Annotated in this window: 13 protein-coding genes and 1 pseudogene; 1 reads left to right on the top strand and 13 read right to left on the bottom strand. The window is 54.3% G+C overall.

All coding sequences use genetic code 11. The features are described from left to right. Positions 1–8: 8 nt before the first annotated feature. From OGV65_RS12010 to OGV65_RS12035, 6 genes are all read right to left on the bottom strand, one after another. Positions 9–959, bottom strand: a complete 951-nt coding sequence (locus OGV65_RS12010; protein ID WP_047499340.1) for a carbamate kinase family protein — start codon at positions 957–959, stop codon at positions 9–11. 26 nt (positions 960–985) lie between these two features. Then, complete coding sequence (locus OGV65_RS12015) at positions 986–2,536, bottom strand: permease family protein (protein ID WP_286454993.1); 1,551 nt, start codon at positions 2,534–2,536, stop codon at positions 986–988. A 117-nt stretch (positions 2,537–2,653) separates the two neighbouring features. After that, positions 2,654–4,072: a YlbE family protein gene (locus OGV65_RS12020; RefSeq protein ID WP_016154297.1), complete on the bottom strand. Its 1,419-nt coding sequence runs from the start codon at positions 4,070–4,072 to the stop codon at positions 2,654–2,656. Then, a complete protein-coding gene (gene fdrA / locus OGV65_RS12025; RefSeq protein WP_181220813.1) occupies positions 4,072–5,619 on the bottom strand; it encodes an acyl-CoA synthetase FdrA in 1,548 nt (515 codons plus the stop codon). The genes OGV65_RS12020 and fdrA overlap by 1 nt, the downstream gene beginning before the upstream one ends. Next, positions 5,597–6,496: an oxamate carbamoyltransferase subunit AllH family protein gene (locus OGV65_RS12030; protein ID WP_080762976.1), complete on the bottom strand. Its 900-nt coding sequence runs from the start codon at positions 6,494–6,496 to the stop codon at positions 5,597–5,599. Before OGV65_RS12030 ends, fdrA begins: the two co-directional genes overlap by 23 nt. A gap of 15 nt (positions 6,497–6,511) precedes the next feature. Next, entirely contained in the window at positions 6,512–7,117 is a 606-nt protein-coding gene (locus OGV65_RS12035; RefSeq protein ID WP_016157395.1) for an ankyrin repeat domain-containing protein, read from the bottom strand. A gap of 391 nt (positions 7,118–7,508) precedes the next feature. Here OGV65_RS12035 and OGV65_RS12040 point away from each other — a divergent pair, with 391 nt between their 5' ends. Then, positions 7,509–8,438: a LysR substrate-binding domain-containing protein gene (locus OGV65_RS12040; RefSeq protein ID WP_046276120.1), complete on the top strand. Its 930-nt coding sequence runs from the start codon at positions 7,509–7,511 to the stop codon at positions 8,436–8,438. 42 nt (positions 8,439–8,480) lie between these two features. Here the strand turns inward: OGV65_RS12040 and OGV65_RS12045 are convergent, their stop codons facing one another. From OGV65_RS12045 to OGV65_RS12075, 7 genes and pseudogenes are all read right to left on the bottom strand, one after another. Continuing rightward, positions 8,481–8,753, bottom strand: coding sequence for a GNAT family N-acetyltransferase (locus OGV65_RS12045; RefSeq protein WP_103766706.1), 273 nt, complete (start codon positions 8,751–8,753; stop codon positions 8,481–8,483). Between the two features lie 11 nt (positions 8,754–8,764). Then, positions 8,765–8,995, bottom strand: a complete 231-nt coding sequence (yjdI, locus tag OGV65_RS12050) for a 4Fe-4S mono-cluster protein YjdI (protein ID WP_103766810.1) — start codon at positions 8,993–8,995, stop codon at positions 8,765–8,767. An 82-nt stretch (positions 8,996–9,077) separates the two neighbouring features. Then, entirely contained in the window at positions 9,078–9,584 is a 507-nt protein-coding gene (pgaD, locus tag OGV65_RS12055; protein WP_286454995.1) for a poly-beta-1,6-N-acetyl-D-glucosamine biosynthesis protein PgaD, read from the bottom strand. Beyond that, positions 9,581–10,915, bottom strand: a complete 1,335-nt coding sequence (gene pgaC, locus OGV65_RS12060; RefSeq protein ID WP_016154305.1) for a poly-beta-1,6-N-acetyl-D-glucosamine synthase — start codon at positions 10,913–10,915, stop codon at positions 9,581–9,583. Before pgaC ends, pgaD begins: the two co-directional genes overlap by 4 nt. Continuing rightward, entirely contained in the window at positions 10,912–12,933 is a 2,022-nt protein-coding gene (gene pgaB, locus OGV65_RS12065) for a poly-beta-1,6-N-acetyl-D-glucosamine N-deacetylase PgaB (protein WP_103766705.1), read from the bottom strand. The genes pgaC and pgaB overlap by 4 nt, the downstream gene beginning before the upstream one ends. Before the next feature lie 9 nt (positions 12,934–12,942). Beyond that, positions 12,943–15,237, bottom strand: a pseudogene (pgaA, locus tag OGV65_RS12070) (poly-beta-1,6 N-acetyl-D-glucosamine export porin PgaA); the annotation flags it as partial. A 147-nt stretch (positions 15,238–15,384) separates the two neighbouring features. Further along, on the bottom strand, positions 15,385–16,365 hold the full coding sequence (locus OGV65_RS12075; RefSeq protein WP_000019445.1) for an IS5-like element ISKpn26 family transposase: 981 nt from the start codon (positions 16,363–16,365) through the stop codon (positions 15,385–15,387). Positions 16,366–16,437 lie beyond the last annotated feature (72 nt).

Raw genomic sequence — 16,437 nt, forward strand, 5'->3', positions numbered from 1 at the left:
ATTTCCTCTCAGGAATGGACAATATGGGTGCCCGTTTCGCCGCGCAGTGCGGCCGGCAGGCATTCCGGCGTGGTGATGATCACTCGCTTACCGCCACGCGCCAGGAACGCCAGACTGGCAACGATTTTGGGTAACATGCTCCCCGGCGGGAAATGTCCCTCCTGCATGTAACGGGTCATCGTTGCGACATCCACCGTATCCAGCGCCTGCTGGTTGGGTTTGCCAAAATGAATACAGACCTGCTCGACGCCGGTGGTGATCACCAGAATGTCAGCGCGGATCTCCTGCGCCAACAGAGCCGTGGAGAGATCTTTATCAATCACCGCATCCACGCTCTGATAATCCCCCTGATCGCTACGCACCACCGGGATCCCGCCGCCCCCCGCGCCAATCACCACAAAACCTTGCTGGGTCAGCGTTTTGATCGCCTCAGCCTCGACAATACGCTTCGGTTCCGGAGAGGCGACGACCCGGCGGTAGCCGCGTCCCGAATCTTCAACAAAGCGCCAGCCCGGATTGACCCGCTGCAGTTCATCGCGCTGCGCTTCGCTAAAGAACGCGCCGATAGGCTTGGTCGGGTTAGCGAAGCCCGGATCGTTTTTGTCGACCTCCACCTGCGTGACCACCGTAACCGCCTTCTGCTCACCGCGCCGCGCCAGGCGGTTGTTCAGCGCCTGTTGGATCAGATAGCCGATCCCGCCCTGCGTATCGGCGACGCAGTTTGCCAGCGGGGTGAGCGGCAACCCTTCACGCTCATGCGCGATTTCCGCACGCCGTAGATCCAGCCCCACCTGCGGCCCGTTTCCGTGCGTCAGCACAATGTTGTAGTCCGATGCCAACATCTCCAGCACCGTGTCCGCCACCGCTTTCACCGCTTCAGCCTGGTGCTCAATCGACTGGCTGGCGTTATCTTTGATAATGCTGTTGCCGCCAATGGCAACGACCACAAGTTCTTTCATAGTGTTATCTTCCGCTTACAGGCGATTCAGGTCGTTTTCGTCGGTTCCTGCTCAGGCGCAGTCACCGCTTCACGGCTATCAAGAACATGCTTGAGGACAAACATGCCGCTCATCATCAGGTAGGACACAACAAACATCATCGAACTGCCTTCTGCAAAGCCAACCGCCGGAGAGTGAATCACACCAAACAGCGATAACAGCGCGCCAAAAGCTGCGGCAATCGCCCCACGCAGCGGCTTATTCATAATGGCGAAGATAGCGACGCAGCCCCACAGCATACTGGCCAGCGGCGCACCGCTTCCCAGATGCACCAGCCCATCGTAATAGACACCTTTGCTGTGCAGCAGGTCGCTGCCCAGTTTCCCCGCGGATGTTCCGGCGGCGCCCATCACGCTGTTGACGATGGTCAACGCCCAGTTAGCGATCCACGGGAACAAGCAGATAAAGATAACGGGAACCTCGACTTTGGGCGTCTCTCGCACCACCTGGTTGGCGGTCACCACGCCGATAAACACCAGAATCGGCACTATCGCAGTCATCGGAATAATCGCGAGCATAAACGCCCCCAGCCCAAACAGCGGTACCAGGAACATGGTGATGCCTGAAGCGAGGGTATAACCGATGCTGGCCCCCATCGCTTTCCAGCCCGCATGCCCAACATATACGGTCACCGGGAATGGGTTGCCCAGCATGCAGCCGAGCATGGAGGCAAAACCGTTCGCCATCATGACCTTACGGGTGTTGTACTCATCACCCGCCGCATGCGCACTTTCAATATTCTCAAGGTCAAAAATGTAGTTCGCCAGACCCAGAGGAACCGCAGAAGCCAGGTACGGCAGCGCGTGCGGCAAACCCTGCAGGAAGCTGTCGACATGGATTTCCGGCGGGTTGAAGCCAAAGGAAGACATAGAAGATTTTATGGCTTCCGGGCTTTGCAAACCGGAGATCCACGCCAACGCTGTACCGGCAATCAGCAGCAGCAAACCGGTGGGGATGCGGGCAAAAATCGGCTTCTTACCGAACCAGTTAATGAAGATTAACAACAGGACGATGAAAGAGACGGTCGGCGCTTCAAATGCCTGCAGCATCGGGTTCATCGCCAGCAGCAACAGTCCCAGACCGGACAGACAAGAAAGTAATACCGTACGCGGGATCATCTTGCGGATGGTCTCGCCCAGGAAGGAGCCGCCGACCAGGATCAACGCTTCTACAAAGCACCACACCAGGGCTATCTGGATAGCAAAGTTGGCATCTTTGGTTTGCTGATATACCGGCATTAGCACCAGGAAGGTCACGGTAAAAATTGACGGTGCGCTCGGCCCGGACGGCAGCGCCGTCACGTCTTTACGCCCGGTGTGCTTTGCCATCTGCAGGCCAAACCAGGCGTAGCAGACGCTGGCCACCAGCACCGCCAGACCAAAGGCAGGCGCAATGCGACCATAGACAATTTCGGTAGGGATCCCGACGACAAAAATGAGCAGCCCCATCATTGTCAGCAGGTTAGTCAGGTTGTTGGTCATCAGCCCAAAGTAAGCAGCCCAGTCACCACGTTTCCATTCTAGTTTTATGCTGTTCATGGAATATCCTTAACAGGTTAAGCATCGTTTGCGATCCCGGGGATCGCCCAGCCCTGCAGGTAAGCAACGTTTTTTGCTTCGCTACTGTGGGGCTAACAGCGTTAGCCCCGATTGTTGTTATTGGCAGTAGCGGTCGCGCCAGTTGAGGATCGCCTTTTCAAAACAGGCGAACGGCGGATGGACTATTCCGGCGCCGATCATGCCGATCCCCGCATCTTTGTGCGCAATTGCGGTGTTAATCACCGGCAGAATGCCGGTGCTACCCACGCGCGTAATGTCGATAGCTGTCGGTACGCCCATAAAACCAAGTAACGGAATGGTAACGTTGGGGTTTTCGCCGAGAGTGATTTCGCGCATCTGGCGAGAGAAATCGACCGCCTCTTCAACCGTACCGCCCACCAGCGCCACGATGGCCGGTGCCGTGGCCATGGCAAAACCGCCGATGCCGTAGGTTTCGGTAATTGCGCTATCACCGATATCACGTCCGGAATCTTCGGGCTTATAGCCCGCAAACATCGGGCCAATCACCTGCTGCGCCGGACCGGTAAACCACTGACCCGGTAAGCCGCTGATGCGCAGACCGAATTCAACGCCGTTACGCGCCATCGTCGTGACTACGGTGCTGTATTCGATCCCGTGTGCGGCGTCCATTGCGGCTTTACACATCGCCATCCAGGTCGGTCCGGAGAAGTAATCGCTGCTGAGGACGAACTCGAATACCTCACGCTGCTGCTCAACCGGATAGCCGGTCTGAATAATCCACGGCGTCAGTGCCTGTATCAGTAGCGCCGTCCCGGCGTTATTGCGGTTATGACACTCATCGCCCATGTGCAGCGCCTGCGCCAGCATCAGGCGCAGATCGATTTCGCCCGCCAGCTTCATGGCGTCGCGCAGCATCGGTCCCATCACATCGCGCATCCAGTTCAGGCGATCGATAACGCTCTGATCGTTCGCGCCCATGCGCAGGATCTTCGCCATCTGCTCGCTCATATTGGTGTATGCGCGGTTGCCGTAGGTTTTGTTCTCGACGATGTGCATAAACATCGACGCCGACGTCACACCCGCCATCGAACCGACACAGTCATGCTCGTGGCACGGTGAGAAGATGATTTCACCCGAGGCGGCCAGGTCGGCGGCTTCATCCAGATCTTTCGCCAGCCCTTCAAACACCAAAGCCCCGGTGACCGCGCCCTTCATTGCGCCGCACATTTTTTCCCAGCAGATTGGCGGTCCGGCGTGCAGGATGGTGTTGCGGGTCATGCCCGGCACGACGTTGATCGCCTGGTCATAGCCAATCAGCACCGGATGCGACTGGATAATGCGTTCCAGCGCCTGCTGGTTAGCGGCAGCGATTTTGTCAGCCAGCGGCGAATCGGCAATTTCGTCCAGTGCGGCCACGACCTGCATATTGCCCTGGCCCGGCGGCGTCCAGTCGAGCTGGGTCACGGGAACATTCTGCTTTTTGAGGTCATCGCTGAACATCGCGATGCCGACGTTAATCACGTTCAGCGGCTGGTTAAACAGTGTCTGGCTCATCAGGCTTCCTCCCCTTTACAGATAAATTCACGCGCCAGCAATCCGGTATTGGTGCTACTGCTCGCCCAGATCACGCCTGCATCGGTCAGCATCTGGCACTGTTTTTCCAGCGACGGCGTATCGAGATCGGTTCCCAGCACGTAGCCGAGGATCTCAAGCGGACGCCCCTCTGCGGCGGCGATCGCTTTGGCTTCGACGATCGCCTCGATCATCACGCCAACCGGATCTTCATGTGATCCATATCCAAGAACGAAGTCCATAACGATCACGCCGACTTCAGGATCGCGTGCTTCCTGCAACAGACGACTAATGCGGTTGGTTGGATCGATCATCGGATGCGGTTTACCGTTGGTAAAATCGTCATCTCCGAAATCAAGGAAGGTATGTCCCACGCTGCGGTTGAGATCTGTCAGGCGAAAAGCCGGATCCGGATGAATGTTGCTGTAAACCTCCGCATGTTTTTCCATGGCAGCAAACATCGCCTCATCGCACAGCGTGCCGCCGCAGAATAAGCCGCGAATGTACTTTTGCTGCGGGGTCAGGCGGGCGCGGACCTCTTCAATCAGCGGCCAGTTGAGCGGATGCAGATCGAGGCTCTCTTTTTTCACGCCAGTCAGCAGTACCGCTTTCAGCGCCGCCTCTTTAGTGCCGCGTGCAAACAGCAGACCGTTTTCATCCGCAGGCGCGGCTTCACGTCCGAGGAAACACACCACGACGGGCTTATGGCAGGCGCGCGCACGTTCCAGCACCTTGCGCGCCACTGTTGGCGCAGGAGGTTTGGAGATAAGCGCGATGATCTCGGTTTGCGGATCGACCTCCAGCATACCAATCGCGTCAAGCATCATCAGGCCGCCAATCTTTTCGCTCAGATCGCGTCCACCGGTGCCAATCAGTTGGGAAATCCCGCCACCAAACTCGTGAATGCGTACGCTCAGCTCCTGGCTACCGGTACCGGAGGCACCAACAATTCCGATGTTGCCGCGACGCACCGCATTGCCAAAACACAGCGCCGCGCCGTTAATAATGGCGGTTCCGCAATCGGGCCCCATCATCAGCAGCCCTTTTTCATGCGCCAACTGCTTGAGCGCCAGTTCGTCTTCAAGAGAGACGTTGTCAGAGAACAGCATCACGTTGAGGTTATTTTGCAGCGCCTGACGCGCTTCACGCGCGGCAAACAGACCATTGACCGAGATCACCGCCAGGTTGCTGTCAGGAACATGCTTCTTCGCACTGGCGAGCGTGGCATAGCGCGCTTCATGCTGCCCCCCCTGCTCTTTATGCGTAAACAAGTCTTCAATCGCCACCAGCGTCTGATCGTTCGCCGCCTCGCTGGCACCTTTAATGACAATCATCAGGTCGCCACTTTTCGCCTCTTCAAGTTCAGGCGTGAGCAGACCGAGATTCTTCAGTACGCCCTTATTCATTTCTGTCGCCATAGCCACGAACGCCTGCTCAACGCCATCGAGCTTATTTGCGCGTGTGGAGATAGACATCAGTGAGACAGAATCAAAATACGTGTTCTTTTTAACAACTATCCTGATCGACATAATTCCCTCCGGACCTGTGGCTCAGGGCGCAGGCATCCGCCATGCCATACAGCATGTCGCAGCCAGAACTTGAGCCGATATTTTTAATGTCAGTAATATATTGCGTAGAAACGGGTTGTTGCTCTGTAATAATATGGTTCAGCAGCCGTCCGACGCTTTCCCGATAACGTTGATGAAAGGCTTCCTCTAGCGTTATTTTGCTGAGTAGCGTGGTATTATTTCCGGCACGTTGTAAGGCTGCTAAAAAATCATCACGATATTTCCCCAGCGGATGTCCAGGAATAAATAAAATAGTGCTTAAACCCACTAAATAGTCATCAGATGAGGGCGTCAGACCAATCCCCAGACCAATTAAATGGCTGACCGCTGTAGAGATATTTTCTCCTGTATGCAACGCCGCCAGTAATGTTTGCCGGCGATTAAGTAATTGGCGGGTGATTTCCAGATAAAACGGGTTATCCCCCTGGTACAGAAATAATGTGTCAGCGCTTCTTAGCTGTTGGCGGATAACCTCTTCCCAGCGCAGCCAGCGGATTGCAGCAAGGCTTATTGCATCAAGCCTCCACCGTGGTATGCGCCACGGCAGACAACCGGAAGTTTCTATCCATTTATCGTTGCCAACGGCTATCCCCGATTCGGTAAAACTGACTCTCTCACCGGGGTGAAACAGTTCTTCACAATGCGTCAGCGCCAGCCGACAGCTGTTAGGCGCGTTATCACAACCTTCACTCAGTAACGTCAGCAACCGCTGCTGTTCAGGTATCAACAGGTTTACCGCGCGGGAAAAAACCTGTTCAACCCGTCCTGTTCCCCGGAAAGCGAGAAACGCGCCGTCTGCGGTTAGCGCCCGTACGCATCGCCGTGATGGCGTGGCGATAGTGGCGCTCCTCTGTCAGGCTCCGGCCGCAATCAGCAGCTCGGCAATTTCGTGGTATCCTTTCTCCCGCGCCAGCTCCAGCGGGGTTTTACCGTATTTATCCGTCATGTGCGGGTTTGCGCCATGGTCGAGCAGCAGCTTGACGATTTCCTGCTGTTTCGCGCCGCCGTCATTAAGCACGATGGCTTCCAGTAACGGCGTCCAGCCGACAAAGTTGGTATGATTAACATTGATATCGGTACGCAGCAGCAGTTCGCGCACGATCTCTACATGACCTTTTTCGCTGGCTGGCGTAATACCGACGCCGCCAAAACGGCTCAGGCAATTAAGATCGGGATTGGCCGGTAATACGGTACGCAGCAGCGTTAAATCGTTAGTCAGACAGCTAATCAGGAATGGATTAAAACAGGTTTGATCCTGTTTATTAATATCGGCACCGGCAGCAATCAATAAAGAAACACAGTCATAATGTTTATTCAGGCTGGCAATAATTATGGCAGTGCGCCCCTGGCGGTTAGTGGCATTAATATCCACATTTTTTGCCAGGCAGGATTTTAACCCATCGGCATCACCCTGCTCTGCCGCCAGCAGAAATTCAGTAATGAGTTCTTTCTCTGACATAATCGCTCTCCTGCAGTTTTTTAGACTTTTTAAATATCCGATAAGTTGAGAATAGCAACAGAGTGCAGAGAATAATATCCGCTTAAATTTCATTCATCGTAAGCGTGTTGATTATTGAATCAAATTTAACAATGAGAACAAAACGTGCTGTAGTGCAATCTTTTCCTTATGACAGAGCCGCTTTTAGCCATTAATCAGTTGTCAGGAAAATCAGGCGTGATGCTACACGGATAGCGGCCTGCAATTAATATACAGAAGTGTGATTGCCTTCAAATCAATTGTAAAACTAGTGTTAAATTCTGTTCAAAACTGATTGCTCTGCATAAGGATTACAAATACATTCAACAATCATCGCGTCGCAGATGCGCGTTTGTCGCCGGAGGGGAGGAAGATGAATTCAATTTTTACCGAGGAAAACCTGCTGGCATTTACGATGGCAGCCCGCTACAGCAGCTTCAGCAAGGCGGCTGAGGAACTTGGCTTAACCACATCAGCAATTAGTTACACCATTAAGCGCATGGAGGTGGGGCTCGACGTGGTGCTGTTTACCCGCAGTACCCGCAGCATTGAGCTGACCGAGTCCGGACGCTATCTGTTTCGCAAGGCGACCGACCTGCTCAACGATTTCCACGCCATCAAGCGCAGTATTGATACCATTGCTCAGGGCATTGAAGCCCGGGTACGCATCTGTATTAATCAACTGTTGTATACCCCTCAACATACGGCACGACTGCTGCAGGTACTCAAGAAACAGTTTCCAACCTGCCAGATAACCGTCACCACTGAGGTGTATAACGGCGTCTGGGATTCGATCATTAACAACCTCGCCAACATCGCTATCGGCGCGCCGGATACGTTACTGGACGGCGGGGGGATTGATTACACCGAGATCGGCGCGATCCGTTGGTCGTTTGCGATTGCCCCGGATCATCCGCTGGCTTTTATGCCTGAACCGATTTCTGAGAGCCAGTTGCGCCTGTACCCGAACATCATGGTGGAAGACACCGCCCACACCATCAACAAGAAGGTCGGCTGGCTGTTACACGGACAGGAGTCGATTCTGGTTCCTGATTTTAATACCAAATGCCAGTGCCAGATCCTGGGTGAGGGCATCGGTTTTCTGCCGGACTATATGGTGCGCGAGGCGATGGAAAAGTCGTTGCTGGTCACGCGGCAGATCCACAACCCGCGTCAGGATTCACGGATGCTGCTGGCGACCCAGCATTCGGCCACCGGTCGTGTAACCCAATGGATTAAAAAAGAGTTTGGCCCACAAGGGGTGTTGACGGGAATTTATCAGGATTTGCTGCATCGGGAGTGATGCGCCGGACGGCGGTCATGCCTTCCGGCGCACGTAAGATTATCAGGCGCGAATATCGTCGTACTCGCGGGTTTTATCAAACTCATGTTTGGCAAACGGGCACAGCGGAATAACTTTGCGGTTTTCGGCGCGCATTTTCTCCACCACCTTCGCCACCAGCAGTTTACCGACCCCCTGGCCTTTCAGGCTGGGGTCGACATCGGTATGTTCAATGATGCTCAGATGCTCACCCGTCGGCACGAAGACAATCTCGGCAACCTGATTGCCTTCGGCATCGTTAACATAATATTTGTTGTGGCCTGCAAGAATTTCCATGGTCCCCTCACTCATTTCTGGCGATATTTCAGCGCACCGCTCGGACAGGTATCAATCACTTTAATGACCGTCGCGACTTCCACTTCATCCGGAATGATCCACGGTTTACGCTTCAGGTCAAAAAGCGCTGCGCTTCCCCGCACGCAGTTGCCCGAATGTTGACATATCGCCGTATTGAAGTAGACGTCAATCTTCTCGCCGGTATAGGCCCGGTAACCGGCATCCAGTAGTTCCTTATCCACGACATTGCCTCGCATTTTTTTATTGTCTGGGTCTAATCATAGACCTGTGCGAGGCTGAAGGAAGCAGCTGAAAGTAGAAATATCACTCAGGCCTTTTCTGCAACGATGGCTGCGGCTCTGGCGGCAAATACTCCAGCATCGCAGGCGTCGGCGGCGGTAGACGGTTATCGGCGATATCCCTGTCCACATCGATATGATTGATTTCACCACTTTCATGATGGTGAACCGTCAGCACCCGTGCTTTGTTCAGCTCTGTCACCAGTTCCCGGGTAATACGCAAACTTTCCGCCAGCTCATGATCTTCCAGTCCGGGTCTGCGACTGCGACGTTCCACCCGAAAACGAAACTGGTTGTACTTCGCCCAACCAATCAGCACCAGTCCGTTGACCAGCGCGACAAGGATGTAAAACGTGACCGTATCCAGCGTGGTGAAAAAGGGTCGCACGCCTATATAAGGTGAGTGCGCCAGAGCGGTGATCAGCCCTTTATAGATCAAATATAAAAAGCCAACCCAGGCAAAAAGCGTTAACAACACGTCAATGATGCGCGGCAGCAAACGCTGCTCCGTAAAGATCAGCGGCTGACTCATGATTCGATCCTCCCAATTCCACGATCGGGACTCACCCAACGCGCCCTGCCGCGTTTGCGTTTAAGCATTACTTTCGGGAAAGCGACCAGCGTGGTGAACAGGCTTAACATCCAGTACACCACCGGGAACCAGATAATCCAGAACAACGACGCGCCAATGCCTTTTTCATAGCGCCGCTCAATCATCAGACTCACCGCAAACTGCAGCAAGCACACCACGCCGAGGATTAGCCCAGTAAAGGCCGGCGGGAACAGATGTTGTACATACAGCGAGTCCGGCATCGGGATCATCAGCCCTAACAGGAACAGCACGATACTGATCGCATAGGCAAACGCCCAGGTGGTAGAAAAACAGAACTCAAAAAACAGCGGCCACATACGGCGATATTCCCATGACCACAGGCGGCGCATGTTCACGATAAACACCTCCGCACCGCCTTGCGCCCAGCGCAGTCGTTGTTTCCATAACCCTCTTAACGTTTCAGGCATCAGGATCCAGCACAGTGCGCGCGGCTCAAAGAATATCGACCAGTGGCGCAATTGCAGCTTCCAACTGATATCGATGTCTTCGGTGATCATGTCCGGGCTCCAGTAACCGACCTCGGCCAGCGCGCGACGACGAAACGCAGCAACCACGCCGGAAACGGTAAAGATCTGCCCATAAACTCGCTGAGTGCGCTTAATCAAGCCGATAATGGAAGAAAACTCCCCGACCTGCACCCGACCGATTAAGGTGGAGCGGGTTCGAATACGTGGGTTCCCGGTCACCGCACCGACGCGCGGGAACTGGATCAGCGGCGCCACAATATAGGCAACGGCATCACGGTCCAGTAACGCATCGCCATCAATACACACCAGGTAATCACTGCGCGCCGCTGCTGCCCCGGTCTTGAGCGCCAGCGCTTTGCCCTGGTTTTCAGCCAGATGAATCACCCGCAGACTGGGGTATTCCACCGCCAGTTGTTCCAGCACGTCGTGGGTGTCATCCGTTGAACCATCGTTGATGGCAATCACTTCAATATTTTTATATCGCTGCGCCAGCGCGGCCTCAATGGTTTCGCGCGCATTAATCCCTTCGTTAAAACAGGGGATCAGAATGGAAACCAGCGGATTCCCCTCCAGCGTCGGTGGCGGTGTGTCATCTCCCCATTTCCAGTGACGCTCACGGTAGAACCAGAAATAGACCCCGCCGCTTATCCACAAAGCAGACATAAACAAAGGCCAGAAGAAGACGAAGTTCAACATCACTTCACCTGTAAAGATGACCGCCACGCCAAACGGCAGGCTGAACATCAGGCAAAGTATCAGGAAAGCAATTATGCGATCGGTCATTTTTGCGGGTACCAGTATGAGGAGAACGTCGAGCGAATCTCTGACATCTCAGGTTTGTCGCTGATGAAATCATCCGGGTAATAGCCGTAGTTACCTGCACCGCTTAATTTCAGCTGGCGCATCCATTCGGCTATTTGTTTTCCGCTGATTTCAGCCTCGTCCCCGGATTTACGCCAGTCTCGTGCCTGTAGTTCAAACACGGTTTTGTCCAGCGCGCCGGGCGTTTGTGCAACGGCATTCACTAATCTGTCGAGCCAGGCGTTGGCATCATTAGCCGGGATCTGCTCCATGAAAGGCATCGCCATTGGTGCCGTCCAGTCATAGGTATTGAGGAAATCATTCAGGTTCTGCGCAAACCAGGCTTCACTCTCCGGCTCCAGTACCGGCATCGCGTAAATATTGCGCGCCGTTTGCACCTGCGGACCGCGAATATTACGCACCGCCTGGGTCAGTTGTTTGGTGAAGTCGATCAGCACCTTACTTTTCAGTCGCGTCCAGCGCTCGAACGCCTGTGGATTGCTACGGATTTGCTCAATGCTTCCGGGAAGCCCTGCGGCGCGGTAGGCAGCCAACGCCTCCGGTGACGCGTCTTCAAAGTCCGTCAGGAAAGCATCGTCATGGAACAAAATCCCTTTGAAGCTGGCGTGTTTGGCCAGGTCTTCATAGATTTCAGTGATGCGCTGACGCGCTTCGCTGCTCCAGGGAGACAGACGGACATAGTTCTCGCGGTTGATCGCTGTACGTCCCGTTTTCGGATCCCAGGCGGTTACGCGTGGGATGGAAGCGTCGAGATCGAAAGCCAGAACCGGCATCCAGGCATACACCGTCACCCCTGCCCGCGTTTGTAACTGCCAGGAGATATAGTTAAAGAGGTCGGCACGCATCGGCAGCCAGCGGTTAGGGAAATAGAGCTCGCGAATATTTCCGTCGCCCTGCGGATCGGCGTAGGCCTGCAGGAAGACATGAGAAATACGCATGTCATAAACGCGCTGGATAAGCTTGTCGATGTTTCGCTTCTGCTGAGCCGGGTCCTTGTCATACACGTAATCCAGATCGACATGCATCACGCGCATCGTCTGCGGTTCACGTACCTGAGCGACCTGGCTGGCAAAGCGCTTAAGAGAGGGGTTATCAGAGATTAGCACGCGCGGGATGTCATCAAGAAACTCGGCATTCGCCAACCCTTCGTTGAGCGTGAAGGCCATCTTATAGCCATGCTCTTTAGCCAGGTTTAACGTTGTGCCATTGGCTGCCCCGTAAGGCCAGACCCACGCGCGCGGTGATTTCCCGGTCACCGATTTGATCTTGTTGGTGATGAGAGAGATATCCGCGTTTATACGGCGCGTGTACTGTTCATCCGTTTCGTAAGTGCCGGTTTTCTTATCATACAGGCGGTTCGCCACTGCCGGTTCTTTACTTCCCTGCGGGTTGGCTTGTGCACCGAAATGCGAATTCCAGGTGTGTGCACCGACTTCCACCAACGGTGATTTACCCATCTCTTCGACCATTTTCCAGGTGGCGAATTTATCTCGCGCCGTCATTAAGCCGCCAAAATCGACTTTTTTGTTGGCGGGAGCATCAACCCAACTCCCTACCGGCGCCCAGAGCGCAGGCCAGTTATAGGCTTTCAGCAGCGGCCAGACGCGGGTATAAAAACTGCTATATCCGTCATCAAAGGTGAGTAATACCGCTTTTTCCGGCAACACGATTTTACCGTCATGGGCGTCCAGGATTTGCTGCACGCTGATCGGGTTATAACCATTATCACGCAGCCAGGCCATTTGGTCGCTCAACGCGCTGGTGCGCACAGAAAGATAGCGTTGGTCGGCGGCACCATCCTCGACATCGTGGTAGCCGAGCACCAGGAAGCTATTTTTCGGCCACGGATGATCCGCCGTCAGCGGCGTTCTCTCTGCGGGAGGAACGTAGCGAGGCGTTGTATTGTGCGCGCTACTGCACGCGGTAATCATCAACCAGCCAGCGATTAATGCGCTAAGCCACAGGCATCTTTTCAGCATGAACAATCCTTAAAACCTGACATTTAAATCGAAAGCGAGGGAGATATTCCGCTCACGTTTACCGTCGTAGGGGCGTTTATCCCAAATCAGCATCACCCCGCCATCTACGACGTTGTTCCATTTGAGCCGTTGTCCGTATCCCACCTGAACGATGGCACCAGCGTCCTGGCCTTGCTGCCAATAGCCACCTACACCAGCCAGACCTTGCTGCGTCCACACGGTGTCATAATGGCGGTAAAGAACCTGCTCCGCGCTCAGACCCGGTACCACGGAAAAATCACTCTTCGGGTTGTAATACGGCACATTCTCTTTGGTGTTGGTGCTCCCGCCGATGCCCGGGGTAAAGTCCAGGGTGAAGCGCGGCGTTGTCCACATGCGCTCTTTTCCGCTGAGTCCGTATTCGATGCGATCGTTACCATCTGAGAAATGTGATGCGGCAAACGACAGTTGATATTCACGTCGTTCGTTTTGATACCAGCGAACAAACATATCGCCGCCGTTGGCATACACGCCGCTACGCAGCGCGCGCAGTGGCGTATTACGCGACAAGCGCTCGGCCGAACCGCCTACGCGCCAGTTGTCATTGAAGTCATGCCAGCCGGAAAGACGACCGCCAATTTTCTGACCATCGCCATAATTTCGGCCAGAGACTTCCATTTCTGCCCAGTAGTCGCGGGAAGTCCATTCCGCCCCCGCAGCCAGATCGCGGCTGATGCCTTTACCTTCCTCAAATTCACCGGTAGCAAAGTTGAATCCAGTAAACAAGCGCCAGTTGTCGTTAATTGGCGGACTGTAAATGGCAGTATTGATATTGAAGTCATTCTTACCGCTGACCGGGCTATCGGACGAGATCCCTTGTGTGCCGCTAATGCGCACTTCCGACATTTTGTGGACATCACGAATACGCGCGAGGCGCAGCGTCGCTTCATCATCCGGGCTACGAGCGATGACATCATCCGTCAGTTCATCGGCCTGCCTCCATTCCTGGAGATCCAACGCAACATAAGCCTGCTGACGTTCCAGTTCCAGGTTGCTTGGCTCAATCACTTCCGCCAGCTTCAGCTCTTTCTCCGCCGCATGCGGCAAGGCACGCGCCTCAAGAACGGAGGCATAAGATATGCGCAGCCCCTGGTTACCTGAACCTGTTCGCGCCAGATGCTCTGCGAGCTTTTCAGCCTCAGGTAGTTCATTGGCAGCAATATAATATTGCGTCAGCATCGACTGTCCGAGCAGCCAGTTATCGTTAGGCTGCGGCGTTGGCGAACCATAGATGCGTCGCAGGTACGGACTCTCTTTGATTAAGTTTTCGGCCTGTTTTTTAGCGGCATCAAAGTTTTCATTATCGATATGCGCGTAGAACAGATCCTGTTGATCCTCAGGACCAAGCGGCGTAACGGGAATCGGTCCATTCGGGTAGTAGATGCTCATCAGCATCGCTTCGGTTTTTTCTGGCTGGCGTTCGCTTAACCATGCCGATGCTACCCAGCGTTTCGCGTAGTTTGGCACTTCGCCGCTCGCAGAAAGCGATTCGTATTCCTTAATCACTTCAGACGTTCGCTTACGAACCAGCAAAGCGCCCATGCGGTCAATTCTCGCCCGACGGACATCATTCTGCGCGGATGGCTCATCCTTCCAGGCAGCCAGCAACTGGTCATAACGGGCCAGCGCTTTATCCGCCACGATAAACCGCTCTTCTTCATTACGTGCAGACGTATAGGAGGAACGTACCATTTCGGCGGTCGCATCAAGCTCAAGGCGGCGCTTCACAGGATCTGCCGTAGGCACTACCTCCGCCATATTTAAGGCGGGCCCGGAAACACGGTTTGCTGACAGAGCAGACAGCAGCGTGGATTTTGCATTTTTGTTGCCAGGATCAACGTCATCCGCCTGGCTGGCAACCAACAGCGCGTCCCAGTTTTTTCCCTGAGAATGATATACGTAGGCAAGTAGCGCATCGGAGTCAGCCCCCGGATGTGCCTGTGCCCATTTATTCGCTTCAGTAAGGGCTTGCTGATTGTAGCGAGCATCTGCCAACGTCATTATCCAGCCGGTGCGTACGTCAACGTTGTCAGGCTCTTCCTGTAAAACGCTTTCCCATACCGCCAATGAATCATTCCAGTTTTTCTGGTTACGGTACGCACGTGCAGCGGCAACTTTGCCGCGCGCAGGCACATCCATCTGCCCACGATAGCGCTGCCAGATTTCAATAGTGGCTTTATCGTTGTTATCAACCCAACTGGAAACTTGCAGCCAGTCGGCAACCTGATTTGGCGTTAGCGCGCTTTGCTTTCCCTGATCCTCTAGGGAAGGTGCGAATAAGCAGGTCATTTCTTCCCAAGCTGACTCGCTGATTAAAATTTCGCGGATCTGGGCCGATTTTTTTCCCGCAAACACATCGAATCAGCCTATTTAGGCTATTTTTTCCACCATTTCTGGCGTTATTTCCGGTTTTTACTGAGATCTCTCCCACTGACGTATCATTTGGTCCACCCGAAACAGGTTGGCCAGGGTGAATAACATCGCCAGTTGGTTATCGTTTTTCAGCAGCCCTTTGTATCTGGCTTTCACGAAGCCGAACTGCCGCTTGATGATGCGAAACGGGTGCTCCACCCTGGCACGGATGCTGGCTTTCATGTATTCGATGTTGATGGCCGTTTTGTTCTTGCGCGGATGCTGCTTCAAGGTTTTTACCTTGCCGGGACGCTCGGCGATCAGCCAGTCCACATCCACCTCGGCCAGCTCCTCGCGCTGTGGCGCTCCTTGGTAGCCGGCATCGGCTGAGACAAATTGCTCCTCTCCATGAAGCAGATTACCCAGCTGATTGAGGTCATGCTCGTTGGCCGCGGTGGTGACTAGGCTGTGGGTCAGGCCACTCTTGGCATCGACACCAATGTGGGCCTTCATGCCAAAGTGCCACTGATTGCCTTTCTTGGTCTGATGCATCTCCGGATCGCGTTGCTGCTCTTTGTTCTTGGTAGAGCTGGGGGCCTCAATGATGGTGGCATCCACCAAAGTGCCTTGGGTCATCATGACGCCTGCTTCGGCCAGCCAGCGATTGATGGTCTTGAACAATTGACGTGCCAGTTGATGCTGCTCGAGCAGGTGGCGGAAATTCATGATGGTGGTGCGATCCGGCAGGGCGCTATCCAGGGATAATCGGGCAAACAGGCGCATGGAGGCGATTTCGTACAGGGCATCTTCCATGGCACCGTCGCTCAGGTTGTACCAATGCTGCATGCAGTGAATACGCAGCATGGTCTCCAGCGGATAGGGCCGTCGGCCATTGCCCGCCTTGGGATAAAACGGCTCGATGACAGCGGTCATATTCTGCCATGGCAGAATCTGCTCCATGCGGGAGAGGAAAATCTCTTTTCGGGTCTGACGGCGCTTAGTGCTGAATTCACTATCGGCGAAGGTGAGTTGATGGCTCATGATGTCCCTCTGGGATGCGCTCCGGATGAATATGATGATCTCATATCAGGAACTTGTTCGCACCTTCCCTAG

This window comes from Citrobacter sp. Cb004 (assembly GCF_030337065.1).
Taxonomy (GTDB): Bacteria; Pseudomonadota; Gammaproteobacteria; order Enterobacterales; family Enterobacteriaceae; genus Citrobacter; species Citrobacter braakii.